Source organism: Cellulomonas sp. CW35 (assembly GCF_052378485.1).
Taxonomy (GTDB): domain Bacteria; phylum Actinomycetota; class Actinomycetes; order Actinomycetales; family Cellulomonadaceae; genus Cellulomonas; species Cellulomonas uda.
In genome coordinates, this window is sequence record NZ_CP199000.1 from 1963866 (window position 1) to 1988622 (window position 24757).

The window sequence follows — 24757 nt, forward strand, 5'->3', positions numbered from 1 at the left end:
GTCCAGGGTGTCCCGGCTCGCCCGAGGAAGGCCAGGCGGCTGCGGGCGCACCGCTGCCGCCGGCACTCCCCGCGCCGCGCCCGACGAGCCGGGCAACTCGCCCGCGAGAGCCTACGGAGTGCCGCAGGCCGCGCCGCCTAAGGTGTCCCGCGATGATCACTCGTGCCGAAGCGGCGTACCTGGGCGCCGTCCGGGCCTTCCAGAACCCGATGCTGGACCTCCTGCACAAGCGGCACGCGCCTCTCGTCGTCTCGCTGCTGTCGCTCGTGTTCACCGCCGAGCGCCCCACGGTCCCCGTGGCAGACGCTCACACCGAGGTCGGCGACGCGCTCGACCAGCTCCGCTCGGCGGGGTTCGGGGACGACCTGCCCACCGGGACGGCGCGTGACCTGTGCCGGCAGTGGGCGGATGCGGGCTGGCTGGTGCGGCAGGTGCTGGACGACGACGTCGAGGTCTACCGCCTGTCGGCGCACGCTGTCGGGGCGCTCGAGGTCGCGGGCCGCGCGGGCGGTGCACGGGCGCGCGTGTCGCAGTCGCGCGTGCGGACGCTGCTGGACGCGGTCGAGCGGCTCGCGCAGGACGCGGACCCGGACGCGATGGTGCGCGTCGCGCGGCTGGACGCGCAGATCAAGGCGTTGCAGACGGAGCTGGAGCGCGTGCAGCGCACGGGCGTGGTCGACGAGGTCGACGACGAGGAGCTGCTCGAGCAGGCCGAGAACGTCGTGCACCTCATGCGCGAGCTGCCGGCGGACTTCGCGCGCGTCGCGGAGTCGATCAAGGCGATGCAGCGCGACGTGGTCACCGCGCTACGGCAGGACGCGCGCCCGACGGGTGACGTGCTGCGCGAGTACCTGCAGCGCGGCGAGCACGTCATGGAGTCGACGGTCGAGGGCCGCGCGTTCGCCGGTGCGCTGCGGCTCATCGGTGACCCGCAGCGGCTCGACGACCTCGCGAGCAACCTCGACGTGGTGCTGCGCCACCGCTTCGCGCGGCGGCTCGACGCGCAGCAGCGCGGCGACCTGCGGGACGTGGTGCGCCGCATCGAGGCGGGCCTGGAGCAGGTGTTCGCGGCGCAGCGCGAGGCGTCGTACGTGATCACCGCTCAGGTGCGCAACCACGACCCGCTGCGCGACCGCCAGGTCGACGCCCTGCTGCGCGACGTGATGACGGGGATGCAGGCGTGGATGCCGGACGCGCGCCGGTTCGAGTCCGTGCCGCCCGTGCGGCGGCTGCCCGTCGCGGACGTCGAGCACCTGCGGCAGACCGTCGGCGACCTGCGCTCCCCCGAGCCCCCGGACCCGCTGACGGACTGGGATGACGAGGACGGCGGTGTCCCGGCCGACGACGCGCGCGCGTGGGGCGGCCCGCACTACGCGGAGCTCGATGCGCACCTGGCGGCGTTCGCGGCCTCGTCGGACGACGACGTGGACGTCGCTGCCGTGTTCGACGCCGCGCCCGACGAGCTGCGCCGCCCTGTCGACCTGCTCGGGCTGCTCGAGCTCGCGCACACCCACGGCATGACCGAGACGGACCGGCTCGCGTTCGTCGACGCGGTCCGGCCCGACGGCACACGCCGCCGCCTGGCGTTCGGCGCGGTCACCACGAGCACGGGCACGAGCACGGGAACCACCCGCACGAAGGACGACGATGACTGACACGACGACCGCCACCGCCGACGAGGCCGGGTTCATCTCCCCCGTCGCGATGGAGGACGACCCGGCGGAGCTGTTCGCGGGCGACACCGGCGCGCTCGACGCGGACGTGCGCCGCGTGCTCGTCCGGCTGCTGCAGCGCCGCTTCCTCGTCGCGGACCGCAACCGCGCGCAGTGGCGCACGCTGCTGGAGAACCAGCAGGTGATCGAGTCGCGCCTGCACGACCTGTTCGTGCACCTCGTCGTCGACCACGAGCGCGGCGTCGCGTACAAGCGGCAGGTGCGCTCAGCGGAGCTCGACGTGCCCGTGCTGCTGCGCGACGAGCCGTACTCGCGCGCCGAGACCCTCGTGCTGGTGCACCTGCGGACCGTGTTCCAGCGGGAGCGCGGCGCGGGCGAGACGTCGGTGCGCGTCGACGTCGAGGAGATCGAGGCGACCGCGCTGACGTACTTCGACCCCGACGACACGAACGTCGCGACGCACCAGCGCGAGATCCGCGCGGCCGTCGCGCGCCTCGCCAAGGACGGGATCATCGACGAGGAGTCCGAGGGTCGGTTCCGGGTGACGGCGCTGGTCGAGGTGGTGCTCAGCAACGAGCGTCTGGCCGAGCTGCGCGACTGGCTGCGCGAGCGCGCCGAGGGCCGTGCGGGCGTCGTCGGGACCCCGTCCGACGAGACCGGCGACGACGAGACCGAGGAGGCCGCGCGATGACGATGGTCGACACCCTGTTCGGCCTGATCCCGGCCGCGTCCACGGGACAGCAGTGGGTCGCGCGCGACCTGCAGCTCGTCAACTGGGGCGGCTACGACGGCCACCACCGCGTGCGTCTCGCCGCCACGGCGACGCTGCTGTCGGGCGGCTCCGGCTCGGGCAAGTCCACGCTCATGGACGCGTACATCGCGCTCCTCATGCCGCACACGACCCCGTTCAACGGCGCGTCCAACGGCGGGGTCGTCGGGCGTCCGCGTGGCAAGGACCAGCGCAACATCCTGTCCTACGCGCGCGGCAAGCTCGACGAGTCGCGCACCGAGGACGGCACGCGCCAGCGCGTGCTGCGCGGTGACGGCCGGGACACGTGGTCCGCGATCGCGATGACGTGGGCCGACCAGTCGGGCACGCAGTTCACCGCCGTGCGCGCCTGGTACGTGCCGTCGGCCGCGCGCACGCTCGAGGACGTCGCAGCGGTGCGTGCGACGCGTGACGGCGAGCTCGACCTGCGTGACCTGGAGCGCGCCGCGGCCACGCGGTTCTCCCGCCCGGCGCTGACCGAGGCCGGGCTGTCGGTCTACGACACGGACCGCGAGTTCACCGCGCGCCTGCACTCGACGCTCGGCATCGGTGCAGCGGGCGACGGGCACAAGGCCGTCGCGCTGCTCGGCCGCATCCAGGCAGGCCAGCAGATCACGACCGTCGACGCGCTGTACAAGGCGATGGTCCTCGAGGAGCCCGACACGTTCGCGACGGCCGACGCGGTCGTCGAGCAGTTCGACAAGCTCACCGGCACGCGCGACCAGATGATCACCGCGCGCCAGCAGGTCAAGGCGCTCGAGCCGATCCGCGCCTACCGCGCGGACATCGACGAGGCCGCGGCCCGGTTGCGCGTCATCGACGAGATCGGCACGTTCGACGACGGCACCTCCCCCGCCGCGCTGTGGAAGCACGCGCACCGCCTCGACCTGCTGCGCGCAACCGAGGCCGACCTGCAGCACCGCCACCACCGCGCACGCGACCTGGTCGCGGAGACCGAGGCCCGCATCGCCGCCGCACGCGCGGAGCTCGACGCCGTCAAGGAGACGCTGTGGACCTCGGGCGGCGACCGCCTCGCGACCGCGCAGCGCGAGCTCGCGGCCGCCGAGCAGCGCCTTGCGACCGTCGAGCGCGCCCGCGCCCGGCTCGACGAGGCGCTCGCGGCCCTGCCCGGCGCGTCGGTGACCACCGAGGCCGAGCACGCCGCGCTCGTCGCGCAGGCGCACGACGCGCTGCGCGACTCCGACGCGAAGGCTGCCGCCCGGCAGGCCCTGTTCGACGCGATGTCGGAGAAGAGGGAGGCCGTCGCCGACCTCGCCGACCTGCGCGGTGAGCGCGCCGCAACTGCCGCGCGTCGGGACAACATCCCGACCGACCTGCACCGAGCGCGAGCGGCTCTGGCCGAGGCCGCCGGGCTGTCGATCGACGACCTGCCCTTCGTCGCCGAGCTCGTCGAGGTCCGCACCGAGCACGAGCCTTGGCGCGACGCGTTCAACCTGGCGCTCGGCAGCTTCGCGACGGTCATGCTCGTCGACTCGGCCAACGTGCGGGCGTTCAGAGCGTCGATCGACTCCGTCCGCACGACGCATCGCATCTCCTTCCAGGGTGTTCAGACCGGAGTCCGCGACGACGTCGCGGTCGACTCCCGCACCCTGCCGGGCCGGCTCGACTACCGGAGGACGCCGTTCACGGGATGGCTGCGGAGCGAGCTCGTTCGGCGGTTCGACTTCGTGTGCGTCGACACCACTGCGGAGCTGGCTCAGCATCCGCAGGCCCTCACCCGCTCCGGCCAGGTCTCGCAAGGCATGCGTGGAGCACACGGCGGTCAGGGTCGGGCGAACATCCTTGGCTTCACGAATACCCGCCGCCTCGCGGATCTGGACCGCCGCATCGAACGCGCCCAGGAGCGCCTCGACGCCGCCGACCAACGGGCCGCGACGGCAGCCGATGCGCTGGACGGATACGAGGCGGCACGTCGGGCATACGAGACGGTCACCGAGCTGACCTGGCCGCAGGTCGACGTCGCAGCGGTCGAGCAGTCTCGTGATCGGTGGGCTGCGATGATCGACGAGGTCACGTCGGGCAACCCCGAGGTCACGCGCCTGCAGCGCCGAGCCGGCGAGCTGGACACCACGATCATGGCGCTCACCGAGGAGCTCGGCCGCTCGAAGGGGCTGGCGGCCGAGCTGCAGGTGCGGTGGACCGGCACGAGCGAGGAGGTCGACGCAGCCCAAGGTGCTCTCGACGCTGCCGAGTCTGCCGGCGTCGTCGTCTCCGAGCCGCAAGGGGCATACCTCGAGGGCCTTCTCGCAGAGCAGACGAGCGCCATCTCGGGGTCCACAGCGCCCGACGACGAGCGGGCACTGCGCGCGTTCGACGACGTCATCGCGAGGGCGGGGGCGCTCCTTCTCGCGGACCGGCACGCGGCGCAGCAGGCGATCAGCACGCAGCGAGACGCACTGCGCCGGACGTTCGAGACCTTCGTCGAGCGGTGGCCCGACCCGAACCTGGGGACCGACCCCGAGGGTTCGTACATCGACTTCGAGCGGATCCTGATCGAGCTCGAGACGAACGCCCTCCACGAGCTCGAGTCCGAGTGGCGCAAGAGCCTGCTGCGGCTGTCCGGCAACGACCTCACGGACCTGCACAGCGCACTGGCACGCTCGGTCAGAGAGATCAAGGACCGAATCCGGCCCGTCAACGAGATCCTCGCCGAACTACCGTTCGCGGACGACCACCACCGTCTACGCATCGACGCCAGAGACACCCAGTCGACGGTCGTCGCTCGCTTCCGCAAGGAGCTCCGCGACCTGCGTGAGCTCCTCGCGACCGAGGCGAACGATGCCGAGCGCGAGCGGCGGTACTTCCGCATGTCGCGGCTCATCGACCGCATCCGCCGCCACTCACCCGACTACGTCGACCTCGTCGACGTCCGCAGACACGTCCGCCTGTCCGCCGAGAAGGTCGACCTCGCGGGCGCGCACGTCGCGTTGTACGACCACATCGGTGAGAAGTCGGGAGGCGAGTCGCAGGAGCTCGTGGCCTTCATCGTCGGCGCCGCGCTGCGGTACCAGCTCGGAGACGCAGGCGCGGAGCGCCCGCGGTACGCGCCGGTGTTCCTCGATGAGGCGCTCATCAAGGCCGACGCGCGGTTCACCGGTCGCGCGATCGGCGCGTGGCGCGGCCTCGGGTTCCAGCTCGTGGTCGGGGCGCCGAACGACAAGGTCAGCGCGATCGAGCCCCATGTCGATCTCCAGTACATCGTCCTCAAGGACGCTGCAGGGCGCTCACGCGCGAAGCCCGTCGCCGGCGTCGCTGACCAAGGCTCCGCATGAGCCGACTCCTCGACGTATCCGAGGCTGCTGCCACGATGGCTCGCAGATGGCGCGCGGCCTGGGCGGACGCCCTCGTCAGCGAGCACCTCTCGCACGAGCCGTGGGTCGTCGAGGTGGCGTTGCGTCCCGGGGAGCGGAGCGGCGCCGACCACCTCCGCGTGCCGGCCGAGCGCCGTCGGACGTGGCACGACCAGTGGCGAGACCTGGAGCGCACGGCGCCGTCAGGGGTCAGCGTGATCCGGGCCCCCGTCCCGCTGCAGGGCGTGCTGACGCCTCTCCCTGCCTTGCTCCGTGTCGAAGGCACTCAGGCGCTCGACGCTTTCTTGGGATCGCACGGCGGAAAGGACGACTCCGCGCTCGACGCCGCTCGTGCGCGTCGGCTCCTTCTCGACCTGACCGAACGTGGCGGGTCCGCGAACGCATCGGCGCTTCGCTCGCTGGTGGGGCTGGACGATGACGACGCGCGTGTGGCGCTCGATGCGGTGGCGTGGCTCGCCGAGCATCCAGACCTGTCCGAGCACACACCACGGTCGCTGCCGATCCCGGGAGCACATGCGAAGTGGGTGGACCAGCATGCACGGCGGCTGCTGCTGCTCACCGGTCGCGACGTCCTCACCGAGACCATGCACAGGCCACCCGTCGCTCATCTCACGTACGTGGACCCCGGCTACCTCGCCACCGGCGGCCGACGGCACGACGCCTGGACGGCGGGCGACTGCCACACCCTGCCGTACGAGCCGCGGGTCGTGCTGGTGGTCGAGAACCGCGACTGCCGGCTTCGGCTTCCGCCGTTCGACGAGGCTGTCGTCGTCGAGGGCGGCGGCCGCGCTGCTGCCACGCTGATCGCCGAGATCCCCTGGGTCCGGTCGGCCGAGAAGGTCGTGTACTGGGGAGACATCGACGCGGACGGCTTCGCGATCCTGGACTCCCTCCGCGCCGCGCTGCGCGAGGCTTCGCCCACGGCCGGTTCCGCGCACGACGTCGTCTCACTCTTGATGGACGCGGTCGCGCTCGAGCGGTATCGGTCGCTCGGCGTCGCGAGAGACCGCCGAGGCCGCCTGCTGCGGCCGTCCTCGACTCCGCTCCGCGAACTCACTGGCGCCGAGAGCGCCGCCTACTCGCAGATCGCCACATCGGGCCCCGCCGACGTACGACGGATCGAGCAGGAGCGGATCCCCATCGAGGACGTCGTCGACGCCCTCGTGAGGTGCGTCGCGCGTCCGGACGACGAGACCGCCGTTCACTGAGAGGGGAAACAGGGGCGCACCGGGCGGATCGGGTCATACGTTGGCGCGCATGACCTTCCCCGTGCGCATCGGTGTCCAGCTCGCGCCCCAGCACGCCGACTACGGCCAGATCCGTGACGCGGTGCTCCGCGCCGAGGACCTGGGCGTCGACGTCGTCTTCAACTGGGACCACTTCTACCCGCTGTCGGGCGACCCGGACGGCAAGCACTTCGAGTGCTGGACGATGCTCGGCGCATGGGCGGAGCAGACCGAGCGGGTCGAGATCGGCGCGCTCGTGACCTGCAACTCGTACCGCAACCCCGAGCTGCTCGCGGACATGGCCCGCACGGTCGACCACATCAGCGGCGGCCGGCTGATCCTGGGGATCGGCGCGGGCTGGTTCGAGCGGGACTACGACGAGTTCGGCTACGAGTTCGGCACCGCGGGCGAGCGCATCGCGGCGCTCGCGGAGGCGCTGCCGCGCATCAAGGCCCGGTGGGCGAAGTCCAACCCGGTGCCCACGCGTGAGATCCCCGTGCTCATCGGCGGCAGCGGCGAGAAGAAGATGCTGCGGATCGTCGCGGAGCACGCGGACCTCTGGCACTCGTTCGGCGACGCCGAGTCGCTCACGCGCAAGAGCGCGATCCTCGACGAGCACGGCGCCGCGGTCGGCCGCGACACCACGACGCTCGTCGAGCGCTCCATCGGCGTCTCGGCCCCGCCCGAGGACGTCGCCGACGGTCTGCTCGGCGCGGGTGCGACGCTCCTGACGATCGGGACGAGCGGGCCGGACTACGACCTGTCACTCGCCCAGAAGTGGGTCTCCTGGCGCGACGCGCACCGCTGATCCCGGTCGGGCGACCGCGGGCGCCTACAGTCACGTGCTCGTGAGCACGCCCGCCCCTACCTCCCCTGCCCCGCGTGTCGGGGTCGTCGTCACCGACTCCTACCCGCTCGAGGACCTGGACCACGACACGGCCCCGCTCGTCGCCGCCCTGCGTGCCCGCGGCCTCGAGGCCGGACCCGTCGTGTGGCACGACCAGTCGCTCGACGTCGCGTCGTACGACCTGCTCGTCCTGCGCAGCCCGTGGGACTACCCGGACCGGCTGGACGAGTTCACCGCCTGGCTCGCGCACGCGGAGAGGACGACGACCGTCCTCAACGACCCCGCGCTCGTGCGCTGGAACCTCGACAAGCGCTACCTCGCGCAGCTCGAGGCGCTGGGCGTCGCGGTGGTCCCGACGACGTACCGCACGCGGGCCGACGAGGTCGTGTGTGACCTCGCGGCGTTCCCGGCGGGCGCGCTCGTCGTCCTCAAGCCCGCCGTGTCGGCCGGTGCGCGGGACACCGGGCTGTTCGCCGCCGACGACCCCGCCGCGCTCGAGCTCGCGGAGCGGATCGTCGCCGCGGACGGCGTGGTGATGGTGCAGCCCGAGGTGCCCGAGCTGTCGTCGGGTGCGGAGAAGGCGCTCTACCTCGTCGACGGCGAGCTCACGCACGCCATCGGCAAGGGCGCGTTGCTCGCCCCCGGCGGCGGGCTCATCGGCGGCGTCTACCAGGAGCACCCGCAGCCCGTCCCGACGACCGCCGACGAGGAGGCGTTCGCCCGGCGGACGCTCGCCGCGGTCAGCGAGGTCACCGGACTCGACGTCCCGCTCTACGCGCGCGTCGACCTGGTCGACTCGGCTGAGCACGGCATCGTCCTCATCGAGGCCGAGCTCTTCGAGCCCGCCCTCAACCTGCACGTCGCACCCCACGTCACGGACGTCGTCGCGGCCGCGATCGACCGCCGAGCCCGCGCGGTCGCACGCCACGACCGCGCGGGGTGAGGGACGCCACCCGACCTGGCGCGACGAAGTGAGGGACAATGGGAGATGTCGCGCTGCACGGCGTCCTCGCGGGACCCCCGCCCCATGAGGTCGTCCGAAGCCCGGCCGACGCGCGAGGCTCACGCGTCGACCCGCCGTCGGGCCACCGAGACCACGACGACGACGGCGCGGCATCGCCTCGTCGAATGAGAAGTCAGTGCCCTTCACCGTCGGTCAGACAGTCGTCCACCCCCACCACGGACCGATGCGCATCAGCGCGGTCGTCACGCGCACCATCCGCGGCCGCGCGATCGACTACCTCGAGCTCGAGCAGCCCGAGCACGACCTGCACGTCTCCGTGCCGATGCCGAGCGCCGAGACGATCGGCATCCGCGCCGTCATGACGCGCGACCAGGTCGACGAGGTCATCGCCGTCCTGCACGGCGACAGCCTGCCGCCCGAGAGCGGCTGGTCCCGCCGCATCAAGGACTACGGGATGCGCCTGCAGACCGGCCTCGCCACCGAGCGTGCCGTCGTCATGCGCGAGATCCTGCGCCACTCGGGCCACAACGCCTCCGGCACCGCCGAGCGCGAGCTCCTGCGCTCCGCGCGCGAGGTCCTCAGCTGCGAGCTCAGCGTCGCCCTCGGCATCCCCGAGGACGAGGCGGGCGCCATGCTCGAGGACGCGGCCATGGACGGCCACGAGGTCCCCGTCCCGCGCCCCCGCTCCCACCGCCGCACCGCCCCGACCGCCGCCTGACTCACGACGCTCCCGTCGCGAGCGCGCGGACCGTGTCGATCGTGTCCGCCTCGGCGGGGGTCTTGTCGTCGCGGTAGCGGACGACGCGGGCGAACCGCAGGGCGAGGCCGCCCGGGTAGCGGGTCGAACGTTGAAGGCCGTCGAACGCGATCTCGACGACCTGCTCGGGGCGGACGTGGACGACCCAGTCGTCGAGCGGCGTCGTCGCGAGCTCGGTGAAGCGCTCGGTCTGCCAGCGCAGCATCTCGTCGGTCATGCCCTTGAAGGTCTTGCCGAGCATGACGAAGCCGCCCTCGCCGTCGCGCGCGCCGAGGTGGATGTTCGACAGCAGGCCGCGCCTGCGACCCGAGCCCCACTCGACGGCGAGCACGACGAGGTCGAGCGTGTGGCGGGGCTTGACCTTGACCCACGCGCCGCCGCGACGCCCGGCCTCGTAGGGCGAGTCGAGCGCCTTGACGACGACCCCTTCGTGGCCGGCGGCGAGCACGCCGCGCAGGTGGGTGCCCGCCTCGTCGGGGTCGGTCGTCACGACGCGGTCGATGCTCGCGGCGGGGTGGTCGGCGAGCAGGCGGTCGAGCACCGCGAGCCGGTCGTGCAGGGGCTCGTCGAGCAGGTCGTCGCCGTCGGCGTGCAGGACGTCGAAGAAGAACGGGCGCAGCACGTACTGCGCCGCGACCTGCGCGTCGCCGCTCGCGGCGCGGGCCGCGGTGTCCTGGAACGCGACGGGACGTCCGGTGTCGTCGACGACGAGCCCCTCGCCGTCGAGCACGAGCGGGCCGCCCGGCAGGGTGCGCACGAGGTCGACGATCTCGGGGACCCGCGCGGTGATGTCGTCGAGGCTGCGGGTGAACACGCGCACGTCGTCGCCGTGGCGGTGCACCTGGATGCGGATGCCGTCGAGCTTGGCGTCGACGACCGCCGGCCCGGGCCCGACGTCGGTCAGCGCGGTCGCCACGTCTGTCGCGGACTGCGCGAGCATGGGCCGCACCGCCCGGCCGACGATGAGCCCGAAGCCGACGAGGACGCTCGCGGCCTCGTCGGGACCGCCCGCCCCGAGCGCGGCGGACGCGACCGGCGCGGTGGCGCCCGCGAGCATCGCCGCGCGTCGCACGGTCGTCGCGGGCACACCCGCGGCCTCCGCGACGGCGTCGAGCAGCAGCGCGTCGAGGGCACCCTGGCGCAGCTCGCCGGTGACGAGGCCGCGCAGGAGGTGCTGCTCAGGCGCGGTCGCCGCGGCGAACATCCGCGCCGTGAGCGCCTGGCGCTGAGTCGTCGAGCCCGGACCGGACAGCTGCGCCATCTGCGCGAACGTGGCGTCGACGTCCGCGAGCGTCAGCGTCGGCTCGGGCGCGGGCTCGGGCAGCTGTGCGAGCGAACGCCACCCCAGCCCGGTGCGCCGCTGGCGCAGCTCACCGCCGAGGTAGTGCGCCACGATCGGCACGTCCGCCGGCGGGGTACGACGCAACAGGTCGACGAGCAGCGCGCGCTTCGCCAGGCGCGAGCGCGTCGCGGCGAGCGCGCGGGACGTGTCGGCGACCTCGGCGAGCAGCATGTCCGCATCGTCCCGCCGACCGCCCACGCCGACCACCGGGCCGACCCGGGAGCGCGTCCTGCGGGACGTTCGTCGCTTGCTCGTCGGGCGCGGGTGCGGTGCGCTGGGGGCATGTCCCCTGTTCGTCGACCCACTCCCCGGGCGGTGGGCGCGCTCACGGTCGCGGCGGCCGTCGCGCTCCTGCCCGTGGCGCGCACGTGGGGGCTGCAGTGGGGCGCGACGGAGGACGAGCTCGACGCGACGCTCGCGGGCGACGACGTCGTCCACGACCCCGGCCTCGTCGCGACACGCGCCATCACCGTCGCGGCCCCCGCGCGGGACGTGTGGCCGTGGCTCGTGCAGCTCGGTCAGGGGCGCGGCGGGTTCTACTCGTACGACTGGCTCGAGAACCTCGCAGGCCTCGGCATCCACTCGGCGGACCACGTCGAGGAGCGGTGGCAGGACCTCGCGCCGGGCGACGAGGTGCGCCTCGCCGCGTCCGCGGCGCTCGCCGTCACGACGGTCGACCCGCCGCACGCGCTCGTGCTCACCGCTCCCGACGCGACGTTCAGCTGGTCGTTCACGCTGCACCCGGGGCGGGACCGCACGACGAGGCTCGTCGTGCGCGAGCGGTACGCGCGGCCGCAGTGGTGGGCAGTACCGGTCAACGAGGCGATCGGCCTGGCGAGCTCGGTCATGACGCGCCGCATGCTCCTGGGCGTGCGGGACCGCGCGGAACGGCACGCACAGCGCTGATCAGGCGTCCGACCTGGGCTGACGCGCGATGCCCGGGCGTTGTCAGACCCCCGTGCTTGGCTGTGACCATGACCACATTCGACAACCGCCCCGGTACCGCACTGCTCGTCATCGACGTGCAGAACGCCGTGGTCGCGCAGGCGTACGAACGTGACGCCGTGCTCGGCCGGATCGCGTCGCTCGTCACCCGAGCGCGCCAGGAGGACGTCCCCGTGGTGTGGGTCCAGCACCAGGCGCCCGCCGAAGGGCTCGTCCCCGGCGAGGACGGCTGGCAGATCGTGCCGGAGGTCGGCTTCTCCCCCGACGAGGCGCGCGTCGACAAGCAGTACGGCGACTCGTTCGAGGACACGCCGCTCGAGTCGCTGCTCGCGGAACGCGGGGTCGGGCACCTCGTCGTCGCCGGTGCGCAGAGCGACGCATGCATCCGCTCGACGATCCACGGGGCGTTCACGCGCGGGTACGACGTGACGCTGGTGGCCGACGCGCACACCACCGAGGACCTCACGGAGTGGGGCGCGCCCGAGCCCGATCAGGTCGTCTCGCACACGAACCTGTACTGGTCGTTCCAGAGCGCACCCGGCCGCACGGCCGCGGTCGTGCCGTCCGACGTGGTGGCGTTCGCCGCCCCGTGACGCCGCCGTCGTCGGGGCTCACTGGAAGTCGCGCGACGACGAGCGGACCTTGAGCGACAGCGGCGCCAGGTGCTCCGCGACGAGGTTCGTCGCGCCGTCCTGGCGTTCCAGCAGACCCCGGACGACGAGCGCGCGGCTCGTGCGCGCCACGCGGCGGAACCGCTGCCACAGGCCCGCCGAGCAGACGATGTTGAGCAGCCCCGTCTCGTCCTCCAGGGACAGGAACGTCACACCGCCGGCCGTGCCCGGGCGCTGGCGGTGCGTCACCACGCCCGCGACCGCGACGCGCCGCCCGGACTCGTGCCCGAACGCCTGCACGACCCGCAGCACCCCCGCCTCGTCGAGCCCGTCACGCACGAACTGCGTCGGGTAGGAGTCCACGGACACACCCGTCGCCCACACGTCAGCGGTCGCGGTCTCCACCGGGCTCAGACCCGGCAGGGTCGGCGCGGCCACGCCCACGCTCACGCCCGGGAGCGTCTCGGGACCCTCCTGCGCGAGCGCGCCCGCGGCCCACAACGCCTCGCGCCTGCTCACGCCCAGCGAGTCGAGCGCACCCGCGGTCGCGAGCGCCTCGAGCTGCGGGGTCGTGAGCCGCACGCGACGCGCCAGGTCCCGCTGGTCGACGAACGGGCCGTGGGCCTCGCGCTCGTCGACGATGCGCTGCGCGAGCGGCTCCCCGATCCCCCGGACCGCGACCAGCCCGAGCCGGACCGCGAGCGCGCGCACCCCGCCCGCAGCACCCGTGGCAGGACCGGTGCGCACGCCCGCCTCGGGGGTCGGCCCCGTGCCGCTCGGGCGGGGCACGAGCCGTGGCTCACCCCCGGTGGGCTCCGGCGCGACGCGCTCGACGCACGCCTGCCCGCGGGAGTGCTGCACGTCCGGGCGCAGCACCTCGACCCCGTGCCGGCGGGCGTCCGCGGCGAGGCTCTGCGGCGAGTAGAAGCCCATGGGCTGCGCCGCGAGGATCCCCGCGTAGAACGCGGCGGGGTGGTGCACCTTGAGCCACGCGCTCGCGTACACGAGGAACGCGAACGAGTACGCGTGCGACTCGGGGAACCCGAAGTCGGCGAACGCCTTGAGCTTGTCGAAGATCTGCTCACCGACCTCGCGCGAGATCCCATGACCCGCCATGCCCGTCATGAGCCGCTCCTTGAGCGCGAGCATGCGTTCCGTCGAGCGCTTCGAACCCATCGCGCGACGCAACTGGTCGGCCTCCGCGGGCGTGAAGTCCGCGACGTCGATCGCCATCTGCATGAGCTGCTCCTGGAACAGCGGCACGCCGAGCGTCTTGCTCAGGGACGGCTCGAGCAGCGGGTGCAGGTACGTCACGGGCTGCCGACCGCGCGCCCGCTCGATGTACGGGTGCACGGAGTTTCCCTGGATGGGACCCGGGCGGATCAGCGCGACCTCGATGACGATGTCGTAGAACGTGCGGGGCTGCAGCCGCGGCAAGGTGCCCATCTGCGCGCGCGACTCCACCTGGAACACCCCGACGGTGTCCGCCGCGCTCAACAGGTCGTACACCAGCGGGTCGTCCTGCGGCAGCGCGTGCAGGTCGAGGTCCGGACCGCCGTGCTCGCGCACGTAGCCGAACGCGATACGCAGTGCCGTGAGCATCCCGAGGCCCAGCAGGTCGAACTTCACGAGCCCCGCGTCGGCGCAGTCCTCCTTGTCCCACTGCAGGACCGTGCGCCCGGGCATGCGCGCCCACTCCACGGGGCACACCTCGATCACGGGGCGGTCGCACATGACCATGCCGCCCGAGTGGATCCCCAGGTGGCGCGGCAGGCGTAGGAACCGCTCCGCGAGGTCGATCACCTGCTCGGGGATCTCCCCCTCGTCGTCGGCCGAGGGCGGCAGCGTCGTCGGGACCACGTCGTGCCCGTCCGCGGTCGCCAGCCCCGGGATCTCCGCACCCCGGGGCGCGCGGCGCGGCGCCGACGAGCCGGGGGCGCCCGAGGTCCACATGGCACCACGCCGCGCGGAGCGCTCGTGGCGGTCCGTGACCACGGGCGCCGCCGTCGCAGACGCGGACCCCGGCCAGGGGCCGGCGTGGCCGGGGTGCGGTCCTGCGGGGCGGACCAGCACGTTCGGGCCGTCCGGCGGCGGGGGCGCCGCGGGCCTCTCACGCAGGCTCCCCCACCGTTCGATCGACTTCGCCCACGCGTCCTGCTGGCCCGCGTCGTACCCGAGCGCCCGCGCCGCGTCCCGCACCGCCGAGCGTGGCCGGTAGGAGATGACGTTCGCGACCTGCGCGGCGTGCTCGCGCCCGTGCACCGCGTAGACGTGCTGGATGACCTCCTCGCGACGCGCGGACTCGATGTCCACGTCGATGTCCGGCGGGCCGTCGCGCTCGGGCGCCAGGAACCGCTCGAACAGCAGGCCGTGGTGCACCGCGTCGACCGCGGTCACGCGCAGCACGTAGCAGACCGCCGAGTTCGCCGCCGAGCCGCGGCCCTGCGCGAGGATCCCGTTGTCCCGGCAGAACTTCACCAGGTCGTAGACGACCAGGAAGTAGCCCGGGAACCCGAGCTCCTCGATGACGCGCAGCTCGTGCTCGAGCTGCGCCCACGCCCCCGGTACGCGCTCGGCCTCGGGCGGGCCGTAGAGCTCGAGCGCCCCGCGGCGTACGAGCTCGCGCAGCCACGTGGCCTCCGTGTGCCCCTCCGGCACCGGGTACGGCGGCAGCGTCGGCGCGACGAGCGACAGGTCGAACGCGCACTGCGCCGCGAGGTCCGCTGCCGCCGCGACGGCCTGCGGGTGCCGGCGGTGGCGCGCGAGCATCTCGCGCGCCGAGCGCAGGTGCGCACCCGTCCCCGCGGGCAGCCACCCGTCGAGGTCGTCGAGCGAGCTGCGCGCCCGCACCGCGGCCAGCGCCGCCGCGAGGTCCGCGTCGCGCGGGCTCGCGTGGTGCGCCGCCGTGGTCGCGACGAGCGGGAGCCCGGACCGGCGGGCGAGCTCGGCCAGCGCGTCGGCACGCTCGTCGTCGTACGCGTCCCCCGTCGCCGTGACCTCCACCGCGACGTTGTCGCGGCCGAACAGCGCGACGAGGCGGTCGAGCTCACGCTCCGCCGCCGACAACCCCTCGGGCGCGACCGGGACGACCCCCGAGGGGTCACCGCCCGCGAGCGCACGCCGCACGGCGCCCTTGCGGCAGCCCGTCAGGACGAGCCACTGGCCCCGCGCGGTCTCGGCGAGCTGCTCCAGGTCGTACTCCGCGGCACCCTTGCGCCCCGTGCGCAGGTGCCCCTCCGCGATCGCGCGGGACAGCGCGCGGTAGCCGTCCGGGCCGCGCGCGAGCACGAGCAGGTGCGTGGAGCGCGGGTCGGGGACGCCCGTGGGCTCGTCGAGCACCGGCGGACCGGGCGGCGGCGCGGGCTCGCGGCCGTGGCGGCGCGCGGTGGGCGCGGGCAGGTGCAGCTCGGCACCGAACACGGTCGGCAGGCCGACCTTGCGCGCGGCCTCGGCGAACCGCACCACGCCGTACAGCCCGTCGTGGTCGGTGAGCGCGAGCGCCTCGAGGCCGAGCCGCGCGGCCTCCGCGGCGAGCTCCTCGGGCTGGCTCGCGCCGTCGAGGAAGCTGAACGCGGAGTGCGCGTGCAGCTCGGCGTACCGGGCGTCCTCCGGCGCGGCCTGCGCGGCGCGTGACCCGCGCGGCGTGGTGGTGCGCTCAGTCATAGCGCGCCTCGCACGCCCACCCGGCGGTCGTCGCGACGAGCAGCGCGGCCGGCTCGCCGTCGAACGCGACCTGCAGGTGCGCACGCGGCGACTGCCCGCTCCACCATCGCCCGGTCAGCACCCACGGTCCCGCCCATCCGCTCACGCGGCTGCGCCGTCCCTGCGACCAGCGGACCCACGCCGGCTCGCCCGCCAGCCCCTCGCGGCCGTCGAGCAGCACCTCGACGCCCGCCGCGTCCTGCACCTGGACCGGCTCGGGCTCGGGTAGCACGGTCGCGGGCGCCGGCGGCGGGAGCCGCCCCGGCCAGGGACGGTCGAGCGGCAACGGCGCGGCACCCTGCTCGCCCCACGGGCGGACGTGGACCTGCTCGCGCACGTCACGTCCGCCCTGCACGCTCGCGGCGAGCAGCCCGCTGCCGCCGAGGATCGCCTGCACGCGGTCCATCGCGCGGTGCGCGCGCAGGTCACCGCCCGACGGGCCGCCCCACAGCCGCCCCTGCTCGGCACCGGCCGGTGCGACGTCCAGCGCCGTGACCGACAGCCGCACGAGCGTGACCGGCGGGGTGTCGTCCGACTCGTGCGCCGCGCGCGCGTCGAACGCCCACTGCACGTCCTCGTCGGTACGACCCGTCGGCCGGTCACCCGGGCGACCGGTCGCGGCCCGCCGCGCGTCCCTCAGCCGCACACGGTCGTCGAGCGCGCGCGAGCGGGCGGTGGCGACCGCGGTGGCGGACAGCCAGCTCTCGAGCTGCCAGCGGATGCGGTCCGTGATGCGCGACGGCGACAGCCCACCCCAGCCGCCGAGGTCGGTGCGCCACGCGCGCACCAGGTCGGTCCCCTCGTCGGTGCGCGCCGCGATCTCGAGGCGCCCGCACGTGAGCGAGCGCTCGACGAGCAGGGTGTGCAGCTCCTCGGCGAGCCGGCGGCCCGCGAACGTCGCGGTGTCGACCCGGTCGACGGGCGGGTCGAGCGCGGTGGCGACCTCCAGGTCGGCCTCGGGACGGCGCCGCACGGGTGGGCGCTCGTCCTCGCCGCGGGCGAGCACGTGCGCCCACGTCCCGAGCCGCCCGAACCGGGCGTGCACGTCCGCGGCGGGCAGCGCCGCGAGCTGCCCCAGCCTCCGCAGCCCGAGCCGGTGCAGCAGGTCCACGAGCTCGTCGACCTGCCGGCCGGAGTCCTCCGTGGTCGCCGCGAACCCCAGCTCCGTCATCGGCCGGGACGCGAGGAACCCGGCCGACCCGCCGGGTGGGACGAGCGCCCCGGTGCGGGCCGCGACGACCGCGGCGAGCAGACCGTCGGCCGTCCCCACGGCGCACTCGTGGCCGGTCTGCTGCGCGACCGCCTCGACGAGCCGCTCGGCGAGGTTCTCCTCCGAGCCGTGGTACCGGCTCGCGCCGCCCGCGGGCAGCAGCAGGAGGCCCGGACGGACCACCTCGACACCGGCGACCACGCTCTCCGCCGCGACCGCGACGGGCTCGAACAGGCGCGTGTCGCGGGCGTCGTCCGCGGGCAGCAGCTCGAGCTCGGGGCACACCGACTGCGCCTGCCGGCGGCGCATGCCGCGCCGCACGCCCTCGACGCGTGCGAGCGCACCCACCGCGACGACGTGCTGGCCGAGCAGCACCGCGGCAGGCACGTGGCGCGGGACCTCGAGCGACTGCGACGCCGCGACCACGGGCCAGTCGGGCACCCACAGGACCGTGGTGCGCGTGCTCGTCGGCCGACGTCCCTCGTCCTCGCCCGTCATCGGACGCCCCTCATCCGACGAGCCTCAGCGCGGGCGCCCGCCGCTCGGCGCGCGGCGCCGCGGCCGCGACCGCGGTGTCCTGCCCGGGTACGGGCAGCGGGAACGTCAGGTCGAGCGCGAGCGGCACCCCGGCACCGGAACGCCCGGCGCGGGCGACCCGCACCAGGTGGGTCCGCAGGCGGCCGTGCCCGTCCCCGAGCCCCGACCAGGCGCCGCGCTCCGCAGTCAGCACGGCCTGCGCGCCCGGCCAGGGCGTGGTGGCGAGCAGCACCGCACCGCGTTCCCGCGCGCGGGCGGACAGGCGGCGCCGGTCCGCGTCGACGAGCCGCGCCTGCGGTCCGACGACGACCACGTCGACCCCGTCCAGCAGGGCCGACAGGACGAGCGCGGCGTCCGGCCCCGGATGCGGGACGACCGCGAGGCGGTCGAGCACGACGCCGGACTCCGCGGCGGCGAGCAGCCCGAGCGCGGGCTGCCCGACGACGGCCGCCCAGGACCCGGCGGCGCTCGCCGAGGCCAGGAGCGCGAGCGCGAGCGACGTCGAGCCCAGGACCGCGGTGGTCGCGCCGCGCCGGAGCCCGTCCGGCAGGAGCGGGGCGATCGCGGGCGGGACGGGCAGCGCGGGACGCTCGGTGGTGAGCAGCGCGGTCGACAGCACACCGGGCGCCCGTACGGGCTGCTCCTGCGGGGCGTGGACCGTCGGCTCAGGGGCCACCGGCACAGCGGCCGCTGCCGGCTCGGGGACCGCCGTCTCAGGGACGGTCGGGACCGCGGCGACGGGCCGCTCGTGCAGCAGCACGCTGCGTGCCCCGGTGCGGCGCTCGGCGTGCGCGAGCGCGAGGCGGGCGCGCGCGACCCGCTCCTCTCGCGACAGCACGTCGACCGTCATCGCTGCACCCCTGTGGACGTCGTCGCCGGAGTCCGGCACCTGCACAGACGTCTCTGACCTGCAGGTTCACCATCAGCGATCGTCTGTTCGAACGTCTGTTCGACAGTTCTAGTACACGCTCCGAGGATCGTGATGTCAACCTGCGGGAGGCCCTGCGGCCCCCTCTCACCCACATGGACGACGACGTCGCGATCCCCACCCGAGGAGGCGTATGGTTTGACAGATTCATCAATCCATCAGGCGTTCTCCCCACCCCTGGAGCACCCGTGCCGCAGTCCGGCATCGACCGACCCCTCGCCGAGGTCAAGGCAGAGCTGTTCAAGGCCCTGAGCCACCCCGTGCGCGTGCGCACCCTCGAGCTGCTCGTCGAGCGCGACCGCCAGGTCGCCGACCTGCTCACCGAGCTCGACCTCGAGGCCTCCCACCTCTCGCAGCACCTGGCCGTGCTGCGACGCACCGGCGTCGTCACCGCGACCCGCCGCGGGAACGCCGTGCACTACACGCTCGCGCTGCCGGCGGTCGCTGACATGCTCGCGGCCGCACGCGCCGTGCTCGTCGACGCCGCCACACGCCGCGCCGAGCTGCTCGAGGACGCGCGGTGACCGCCACCGCGCCCTCCGCCGCGCCCTCCTCCGACCACTCCTCCCACACCTCCTCCACCGACCCCGCCGGATCCTCCAGCGCCTCCGACCCCTGGGCCACCCTGCGCCGCCTGCGCGCGCTGCTCCCCGGCCGCGACGACTACACGGGGCTGTCCCGCTCGTGGCGGCGCGACCTGGTGGCAGGGCTGACGGTCGCGGTCGTGGCGCTGCCCCTCGCGCTCGGGTTCGGCGTCTCCTCCGGGACGGGCGCCGCCGCCGGGCTGGTCACTGCCGTCGTCGCCGGCGCCGTCGCGGCCGTCCTCGGCGGGTCGCACCTGCAGGTCAGCGGACCGACGGGCGCGATGGCCGTGGTGCTCGTACCCATCGTCGCGCGGTACGGCCCGCAGTGGGTGCCCGTCGTGGCGATCATGGCGGGCGGCATCGTCGTGCTCGCGGGCGTGCTGGGCCTCGGCCGGCTCGTCGCGTACCTGCCGTGGCCGGTGGTCGAGGGCTTCACCATCGGCATCGGCGTGGTGATCGCGCTCCAGCAGGTGCCGCTCGCGCTGGGCACGCCGAAGGCGGAGGGCGAGAACGCCGCGCTCGTCGCCGCGCGCACCCTCGCCGCGACCGACTGGTCGGCGGCCGTCGCGCCGCTCCTTCTCGTCGCGCTGGGGGTCGCGCTCGTCGTCGGGCTGCCACGGCTCCACCGCGCGGTCCCGGCCTCGCTCGTCGCGGTCGCCGTGGCCACCGTCGTCGCCGAGGTCGCGCACCTCGACGTGCAGCGCATCGGTGCGCTGCCCTCGAGCCTGCCCGCACCGCACCTGCCGGTCGTGGACCTCGCGACGACGAGCGCGCTGTTCTCGTCGGCCCTCGCGGTGGCCGCGCTCGCCGCGCTCGAGTCCCTGCTGTCGGCGCACGTCGCGGACGGCATGGCCGACGACGTGCCACGCACCCGGCCCAACCGCGAGCTCGTCGGCCAGGGCGTCGCGAACGTCGCGTCCGGGCTGTTCGGCGGGCTGCCCGCGACGGGTGCGATCGCCCGGACCGCGGTCAACGTGCGCACGGGCGCACGCACCCGCGTCAGCGCGCTCAGCCACGCCGCGGTCCTCGCGCTCGTCGTCTACGCCGCTGCGCCGCTCGTCGGCCGCATCCCCGTGGCCGTGCTGGCCGCCGTCCTGCTCGTCACCGCGGCCCGCATGGTCGACCTGCGCGCGGCGAAGGCCATCTGCCGCTCGGGACGCGCGGGCACGCTCGTGCTCGTCGCGACGCTCGTCGTGACCGTCGCGTTCGACCTCGTGCTCGCGGTCGAGGTCGGCGTCGCGGTCGCCGCCGTGCTGTCGCTGCGGGCGATCGCCCGCTCCAGCGGGCTGCACCGCGAGGACCCGCCCGACGAGGTGATCGCGGCCGACACCGAGCGCGAGCTGCTGCACGAGCACATCGCGGTGTACCGGATCGACGGCGCGCTGTTCTTCGCCGACGTCCGGCGCTTCCTGGACGAGCTGATGGCGGTCACCGACGTGCGCGTCGTGGTGCTGCGCCTGTCCCGCGTCACCGTGATCGACACGAGCGGCGCGCACGCGCTCGAGCAGATCGTCACCGACCTCGAGCGGCGCGGCGTCGTCGTGCTGCTCAAGGGGCTGCGGCCCGAGCACCGGCGCGTCGCGGAATCTATCGGCGTCATCGCGGCGCTGCGCCACGAGTCGCACCTGTTCGACGACCTCGACGCGGCGCTCGCCCACGCGCGTGAGCACGTGCGCGCCGAGCGCGTGCCCGCCACGATGGGCTCGGCCACCTACCCCGACAGCACCGCCTGACCCGGAGGACCGCATGGTCTCGATCACCCGCCCCGTCGCGCCGGACCCGTACTCGCTGCTGCCCGCGGTGCCCTCGTTCGAGGTCACGAGCGCGGACTGGACGCACGGTGAGCGCGTCCCGGACGTCCACACCAACACCCCCGCCGGGAGCAACGTCTCGCCGCAGGTCTCGTGGACCGGGTTCCCGGCCGAGACCGCGGGCTTCGCCGTGAGCGTGTTCGACCCGGACGCGCCGGGCGTCGCCGGGTGGTTCCACTGGACGGTGCTGGGCCTGGGCGCGGACGTCACGTCGCTGCCGACCGGCGCCGGCACGCCCGACGGCGCGGGCCTGCCGGCGGGGGCGTTCCAGCTGCGCAACGACGACGGCACGGTCGGGTACGTGGGCTGCGCGCCGCCGCCGGGCGACCAGGTGCACCGCTACTTCCTCGTCGTGCACGCGCTCGACTCCGCGGACCTCGGCCTGACACCCGACGCCCCGCCCGGAGCCGTGAGCTGCGCGCTGGTGTTCCACACGCTCGCGCGGGGCGTCCTGGTCGGCACCTACCAGCGCTGAGCCGCGCGAGACCACGGCGGTGGACGGCTCGGCCGGCGTGCCCGCCGGTCGGTAGGGTGCGGCGCGTGACCCTCGGGACCCTCGACTGGAAGCCGGCGCTCGAGCACCTCGACCTCGTCGCCGCGCCGACCGCGCGCACGCTGAGCGCGTGGGCCGCGGCCGACGCCGACGTGGCGCGGCACGTGCTCGTCGCCGAGATCGACCCGGACCTGGCCGACACGGCGGCGCTCACCGAGGCGTACGCGCTGCCGCCGTCCGCGTCGGCGAACTGCGTGCTCGTCGCGGGCCGACGCGAGGGCGCCGAACGCGTGGCCGCGGCCGTGGTGCGCGCGACGACGCGCGCCGACGTCAACAACGCGGTCAAGCGGCTGCTGGACGTGCGCAAGGCGTCGTTCCTGCCGATGGACCGCGCCACCACGGAGTCCGGTATGGAGTACGGCGGGATCACGCCCGTGGGCCTGCCGGAGGGCTACCGCGTGCTCGTGGACGCGGCGGTCACGGTGCCCGACGAGGCGGGCGCGCTCGTGGTGGTCGGCAGCGGTCTGCGGCGCTCGAAGATCGCCCTGCCGGGTGCGCTGCTCGCGCGTCTCCCGGGCGCCGAGGTGATCGAGGACCTTGCCCTCGCTTGAGCGTCTTGGTCCATCGCACGGGCGTTCTTGACCCCGTGGTGACCGGCCCGTGGGGCACCTGTGGAGGTGTGGCCGGAGCCTCGCCGCGGGCCCGCCGGAGTCGGGACGGACGTCCCTGAGAACCCCGCTGCGGACGTCGGACGATCGGGTCATGCACCTCCTCCTGGCCGACCCCACCCAGACCCTGGACTCCCCCGACGCGGACCGCGACGAGCCGGTCGTCACCACCTTCCTCGCGGTGGCGCAGGCGCAGACCGACGAGCTCCCGCCCTTCTGGGACTGACAGGCACCGACCGGCCCCGCGCTCGAACGACGACGATCCGGCGCGGGGTCACCCCACCGCGCGCGTGGCCCAGAACGCGACAGCGGCCGCCGCGGCGACGTTGAGCGAGTCGACTCCCCCGGCCATCGGGATGCGCACGACGAGGTCGCAGGCCGCCACGGTCGCCGGCTTGAGGCCGTGCCCCTCGGCGCCCAGCACGAGCGCCAGCCGGTCCGGCAGGTCGGCGACGAGCGCGTCGAGCGTGATCGCGTCGTCGCCGAGCGCGAGCGCCGCGGTGACGAAGCCCGCCTCGCGCAGCGTGTCGACGCCCGCGGGCCACGGGTCGATCCGCGTCCACGGCACCTGGAACACGGTGCCCATCGACACCCGCACGGAGCGCCGGTAGAGCGGGTCCGCGCACCGCGGCGTCACGAGCACCGCATCCACGCCGAGGGCGGCCGCCGAGCGGAACGCGGCACCCACGTTGGTGTGGTCGACGACGTCCTCGAGCACCGCGACGCGACGCGCGCCGGCGAGCAGCGCCGCCGGGTCGGGCAGCGGTGGGCGGTGCATCGCCGCGAGCGCGCCACGGTGCACGTGGAAGCCGGTGATCGCCTCGAGCACGGGCTCGTCGGCGACGTACACGGGCACCGGTGGGTCGTCGTCGGCGGGCAGGGAGGCGACCATGCGCTCGAGGTCGGGCACCCACCGCGGCGCGAGCAGCACCGAACGCGGCCGGTGCCCCGCCCGCAGGGCACGCTCCAGCACCGTCGAGCTCTCCGCGATGTACAGACCCTTGGCGGGCTCGTGCCGCGACCGCAGCGCGACGTCGGTGAGCGACACGTAGTCGGCGAGGCGCTCGTCGTCGGGGTCGGTGACGGTCAGCAGGTCCAGGTGCGGCACGACGCGTGGCCTCCCGCGGTCAGGCGGCGAGCCGGACGACGGGCCGGGCGTCGTCCCCGACGACGAACGACGCCGACGCGCCACCGGCGCGCACCTCGTAGTCGCCGCGCCAGCCGCTGACCGTGACCCGGCCCTCGGCGTCGGTGCGCAGCGTCGTCGGGGCGTGCCACCACTGCCCGCGCACGAGGTCGCGCAGCGCGTGGTACGCGGGCTTGGGCGTGCCGTCACGCCGCACCAGCCCCGCGGGCGCGCCGAGCCACGCCCCCTCGTCGCCCAGCCCCCAGTAGGTCACCGACTGCACCGCCGGGTGCTCCGCGAGCAGCGTGTAGTGCGCCGTGAGCTCCGCGGCCTGACGCTCCTCGCCCTGCGGCGTCGAGGGCCACGAGTCGACCACGTAGTCGTTGAGGTCGTCGATCTCGGGCGGCATGAGGTCACCGGACACGAGCGTGGTCTCGGTGAAGTGCAGCGGCAGGCCGAACCGGGCGAACCGCTCGAGCACGCGCTGCGTCTTCTCCTCGCCCCACCAGCCCTGGTGCATGTGGCTCTGCAGGCCCAGCGCGTCGACCTGGATGCCGGCCTCGAGCACGCCCTCGATGAGGCACTCGTACGCGGTCGACATGTCGAAGTCGTTGAGCAGCAGGGTCGCCCCGGGGTTGGCGGCGCGCGCGGTCTCGAACGCGAGGCGGATCGTCTCGATCCGCCCGCGCTGCCACGCGAGCGGCGTGACGGCGTTCTCCTCGGCGCGGAACACGGGCATGATCACGACCTCGTTGATCGCGTCCCACGTGTCCACGAGACCCGCGAACGCCGTGACGTCACGCGTGATGCGCTCGCGCGCGATCCGCTCGACCTCCTCGACCGGGCGTCCGAGCAGCCACTGCGGCGCGAGCGTGTGCCACAGCAGCGGGTGCCCCTTGACGCGGACACCGCGCTCGACGAGCCGGCGTGCGGCCGACGCCAGCGCGTCCGTGCGCGGGTGCCCCTCCTCGGGCTCGAAGTGCCGCCAGTAGAACGGGAGCGTCGCGGTGTCGAACAGCCCGTGCCACAGGTCGTCGAGCGGGGCGCGCTCACCCGGCGCGAGACGGACCTCGTCGAACGCGATGCAGCCGAAGCCGAACGCGTGCCGCGTCTGGGCGACCTCGACCTCACGCTCCGCCAGCGGGCTGCCCTGCGCGTCCAGGACGGTGAGCACGGTCGAGGTGGTGCGGTGGTCGAGCGCGGCCATCGGTCGGGTCTCCTTCATCGGGGTT

General features: G+C 74.5%; 20 protein-coding genes. 14 read left to right on the plus strand and 6 right to left on the minus strand.

Annotation, left to right across the window (positions count from 1 at the left end; all coding sequences use genetic code 11):
* The first annotated feature begins 152 nt into the window (after positions 1-152).
* From ACT17Q_RS09030 to ACT17Q_RS09060, 7 genes are all read left to right on the plus strand, one after another.
* The gene (locus ACT17Q_RS09030) at positions 153-1655 is read left to right on the plus strand and encodes a DUF3375 domain-containing protein (RefSeq protein WP_444661980.1); all 1503 of its coding nucleotides are present in this window, start codon (positions 153-155) and stop codon (positions 1653-1655) included.
* Positions 1648-2364 (plus strand): DUF4194 domain-containing protein, encoded by a 717-nt coding sequence (locus ACT17Q_RS09035; protein ID WP_444661982.1) that lies wholly within the window; start codon positions 1648-1650, stop codon positions 2362-2364. The genes ACT17Q_RS09030 and ACT17Q_RS09035 overlap by 8 nt, the downstream gene beginning before the upstream one ends.
* Positions 2361-5735, plus strand: coding sequence for an ATP-binding protein (locus tag ACT17Q_RS09040; RefSeq protein ID WP_444661984.1), 3375 nt, complete (start codon positions 2361-2363; stop codon positions 5733-5735). The genes ACT17Q_RS09035 and ACT17Q_RS09040 overlap by 4 nt, the downstream gene beginning before the upstream one ends.
* The gene (locus ACT17Q_RS09045) at positions 5732-6982 is read left to right on the plus strand and encodes a Wadjet anti-phage system protein JetD domain-containing protein (RefSeq protein WP_444661986.1); all 1251 of its coding nucleotides are present in this window, start codon (positions 5732-5734) and stop codon (positions 6980-6982) included. The genes ACT17Q_RS09040 and ACT17Q_RS09045 overlap by 4 nt, the downstream gene beginning before the upstream one ends.
* Before the next feature lie 49 nt (positions 6983-7031).
* Complete coding sequence (locus ACT17Q_RS09050) at positions 7032-7808, plus strand: LLM class F420-dependent oxidoreductase (RefSeq protein WP_444661988.1); 777 nt, start codon at positions 7032-7034, stop codon at positions 7806-7808.
* Positions 7809-7842: 34 nt separating this feature from the next.
* Positions 7843-8790, plus strand: coding sequence for an ATP-grasp domain-containing protein (locus ACT17Q_RS09055; RefSeq protein ID WP_444661990.1), 948 nt, complete (start codon positions 7843-7845; stop codon positions 8788-8790).
* Positions 8791-9034: 244 nt separating this feature from the next.
* Positions 9035-9529 (plus strand): CarD family transcriptional regulator, encoded by a 495-nt coding sequence (locus ACT17Q_RS09060; RefSeq protein ID WP_444661992.1) that lies wholly within the window; start codon positions 9035-9037, stop codon positions 9527-9529.
* A 1-nt stretch (position 9530) separates the two neighbouring features.
* On the opposite strand, the gene ACT17Q_RS09065 is transcribed toward ACT17Q_RS09060, so the two are convergent.
* Entirely contained in the window at positions 9531-11081 is a 1551-nt protein-coding gene (locus ACT17Q_RS09065; protein ID WP_444661994.1) for an ATP-dependent DNA ligase, read from the minus strand.
* Between the two features lie 111 nt (positions 11082-11192).
* On the opposite strand from ACT17Q_RS09065, the gene ACT17Q_RS09070 reads away from it, so the two are divergent.
* On the plus strand, positions 11193-11816 hold the full coding sequence (locus tag ACT17Q_RS09070) for an SRPBCC family protein (RefSeq protein WP_236120527.1): 624 nt from the start codon (positions 11193-11195) through the stop codon (positions 11814-11816).
* Between the two features lie 68 nt (positions 11817-11884).
* Positions 11885-12448 (plus strand): cysteine hydrolase family protein, encoded by a 564-nt coding sequence (locus ACT17Q_RS09075; protein WP_236120526.1) that lies wholly within the window; start codon positions 11885-11887, stop codon positions 12446-12448.
* Between the two features lie 18 nt (positions 12449-12466).
* On the opposite strand, the gene ACT17Q_RS09080 is transcribed toward ACT17Q_RS09075, so the two are convergent.
* The 3 genes from ACT17Q_RS09080 to ACT17Q_RS09090 are packed head-to-tail and all read right to left on the minus strand — an operon-like array spanning position 12467 to position 18765.
* Positions 12467-16129 carry an error-prone DNA polymerase gene (locus tag ACT17Q_RS09080; protein ID WP_444661996.1) on the minus strand — a complete coding sequence of 1221 codons (3663 nt, stop codon included), beginning with the start codon at positions 16127-16129 and terminating at the stop codon, positions 12467-12469.
* Positions 16122-17876: a DNA polymerase Y family protein gene (locus ACT17Q_RS09085; protein ID WP_444661998.1), complete on the minus strand. Its 1755-nt coding sequence runs from the start codon at positions 17874-17876 to the stop codon at positions 16122-16124. The genes ACT17Q_RS09080 and ACT17Q_RS09085 overlap by 8 nt, the downstream gene beginning before the upstream one ends.
* 10 nt (positions 17877-17886) lie before the next feature.
* Positions 17887-18765 carry a hypothetical protein gene (locus tag ACT17Q_RS09090; protein ID WP_444662000.1) on the minus strand — a complete coding sequence of 293 codons (879 nt, stop codon included), beginning with the start codon at positions 18763-18765 and terminating at the stop codon, positions 17887-17889.
* Positions 18766-19031: 266 nt separating this feature from the next.
* On the opposite strand from ACT17Q_RS09090, the gene ACT17Q_RS09095 reads away from it, so the two are divergent.
* The 5 genes from ACT17Q_RS09095 (at position 19032) to ACT17Q_RS09115 (ending at position 22625) form a co-directional block, all read left to right on the plus strand.
* Positions 19032-19367, plus strand: coding sequence for an ArsR/SmtB family transcription factor (locus ACT17Q_RS09095; protein WP_444662002.1), 336 nt, complete (start codon positions 19032-19034; stop codon positions 19365-19367).
* A complete protein-coding gene (locus ACT17Q_RS09100; RefSeq protein WP_444662004.1) occupies positions 19364-21160 on the plus strand; it encodes a SulP family inorganic anion transporter in 1797 nt (598 codons plus the stop codon). The genes ACT17Q_RS09095 and ACT17Q_RS09100 overlap by 4 nt, the downstream gene beginning before the upstream one ends.
* A gap of 13 nt (positions 21161-21173) precedes the next feature.
* The gene (locus ACT17Q_RS09105) at positions 21174-21713 is read left to right on the plus strand and encodes a YbhB/YbcL family Raf kinase inhibitor-like protein (RefSeq protein WP_444662006.1); all 540 of its coding nucleotides are present in this window, start codon (positions 21174-21176) and stop codon (positions 21711-21713) included.
* Positions 21714-21778: 65 nt separating this feature from the next.
* On the plus strand, positions 21779-22342 hold the full coding sequence (locus ACT17Q_RS09110) for a YbaK/EbsC family protein (protein WP_232514647.1): 564 nt from the start codon (positions 21779-21781) through the stop codon (positions 22340-22342).
* 151 nt (positions 22343-22493) lie between these two features.
* Positions 22494-22625, plus strand: coding sequence for a hypothetical protein (locus ACT17Q_RS09115; RefSeq protein WP_255407184.1), 132 nt, complete (start codon positions 22494-22496; stop codon positions 22623-22625).
* Between the two features lie 48 nt (positions 22626-22673).
* Here ACT17Q_RS09115 and ACT17Q_RS09120 read toward each other — a convergent pair whose 3' ends face one another.
* Positions 22674-23507 (minus strand): TrmH family RNA methyltransferase, encoded by an 834-nt coding sequence (locus ACT17Q_RS09120; protein ID WP_141319998.1) that lies wholly within the window; start codon positions 23505-23507, stop codon positions 22674-22676.
* A gap of 19 nt (positions 23508-23526) precedes the next feature.
* The gene (locus ACT17Q_RS09125; RefSeq protein ID WP_444662010.1) at positions 23527-24732 is read right to left on the minus strand and encodes an endo-1,4-beta-xylanase; all 1206 of its coding nucleotides are present in this window, start codon (positions 24730-24732) and stop codon (positions 23527-23529) included.
* Positions 24733-24757: the final 25 nt, after the last annotated feature.

What these genes read in the sequence shown, in the direction of transcription:
- ACT17Q_RS09030 (WP_444661980.1), top strand. Translation starts at nt 153, where the DNA reads ATGATCACTCGTGCCGAAGCGGCGTACCTGGGCGCCGTCCGGGCCTTC.
- ACT17Q_RS09035 (WP_444661982.1), top strand. Translation starts at nt 1,648, where the DNA reads ATGACTGACACGACGACCGCCACCGCCGACGAGGCCGGGTTCATCTCC.
- ACT17Q_RS09040 (WP_444661984.1), top strand. Translation starts at nt 2,361, where the DNA reads ATGACGATGGTCGACACCCTGTTCGGCCTGATCCCGGCCGCGTCCACG.
- ACT17Q_RS09045 (WP_444661986.1), top strand. Translation starts at nt 5,732, where the DNA reads ATGAGCCGACTCCTCGACGTATCCGAGGCTGCTGCCACGATGGCTCGC.
- ACT17Q_RS09050 (WP_444661988.1), top strand. Translation starts at nt 7,032, where the DNA reads ATGACCTTCCCCGTGCGCATCGGTGTCCAGCTCGCGCCCCAGCACGCC.
- ACT17Q_RS09060 (WP_444661992.1), top strand. Translation starts at nt 9,035, where the DNA reads ATGCGCATCAGCGCGGTCGTCACGCGCACCATCCGCGGCCGCGCGATC.
- ACT17Q_RS09065 (WP_444661994.1), bottom strand. Translation starts at nt 11,081, where the DNA reads ATGCTGCTCGCCGAGGTCGCCGACACGTCCCGCGCGCTCGCCGCGACG.
- ACT17Q_RS09070 (WP_236120527.1), top strand. Translation starts at nt 11,193, where the DNA reads ATGTCCCCTGTTCGTCGACCCACTCCCCGGGCGGTGGGCGCGCTCACG.
- ACT17Q_RS09075 (WP_236120526.1), top strand. Translation starts at nt 11,885, where the DNA reads ATGACCACATTCGACAACCGCCCCGGTACCGCACTGCTCGTCATCGAC.
- ACT17Q_RS09080 (WP_444661996.1), bottom strand. Translation starts at nt 16,129, where the DNA reads ATGACTGAGCGCACCACCACGCCGCGCGGGTCACGCGCCGCGCAGGCC.
- ACT17Q_RS09085 (WP_444661998.1), bottom strand. Translation starts at nt 17,876, where the DNA reads ATGACGGGCGAGGACGAGGGACGTCGGCCGACGAGCACGCGCACCACG.
- ACT17Q_RS09090 (WP_444662000.1), bottom strand. Translation starts at nt 18,765, where the DNA reads ATGACGGTCGACGTGCTGTCGCGAGAGGAGCGGGTCGCGCGCGCCCGC.
- ACT17Q_RS09105 (WP_444662006.1), top strand. Translation starts at nt 21,174, where the DNA reads ATGGTCTCGATCACCCGCCCCGTCGCGCCGGACCCGTACTCGCTGCTG.
- ACT17Q_RS09115 (WP_255407184.1), top strand. Translation starts at nt 22,494, where the DNA reads ATGCACCTCCTCCTGGCCGACCCCACCCAGACCCTGGACTCCCCCGAC.
- ACT17Q_RS09125 (WP_444662010.1), bottom strand. Translation starts at nt 24,732, where the DNA reads ATGGCCGCGCTCGACCACCGCACCACCTCGACCGTGCTCACCGTCCTG.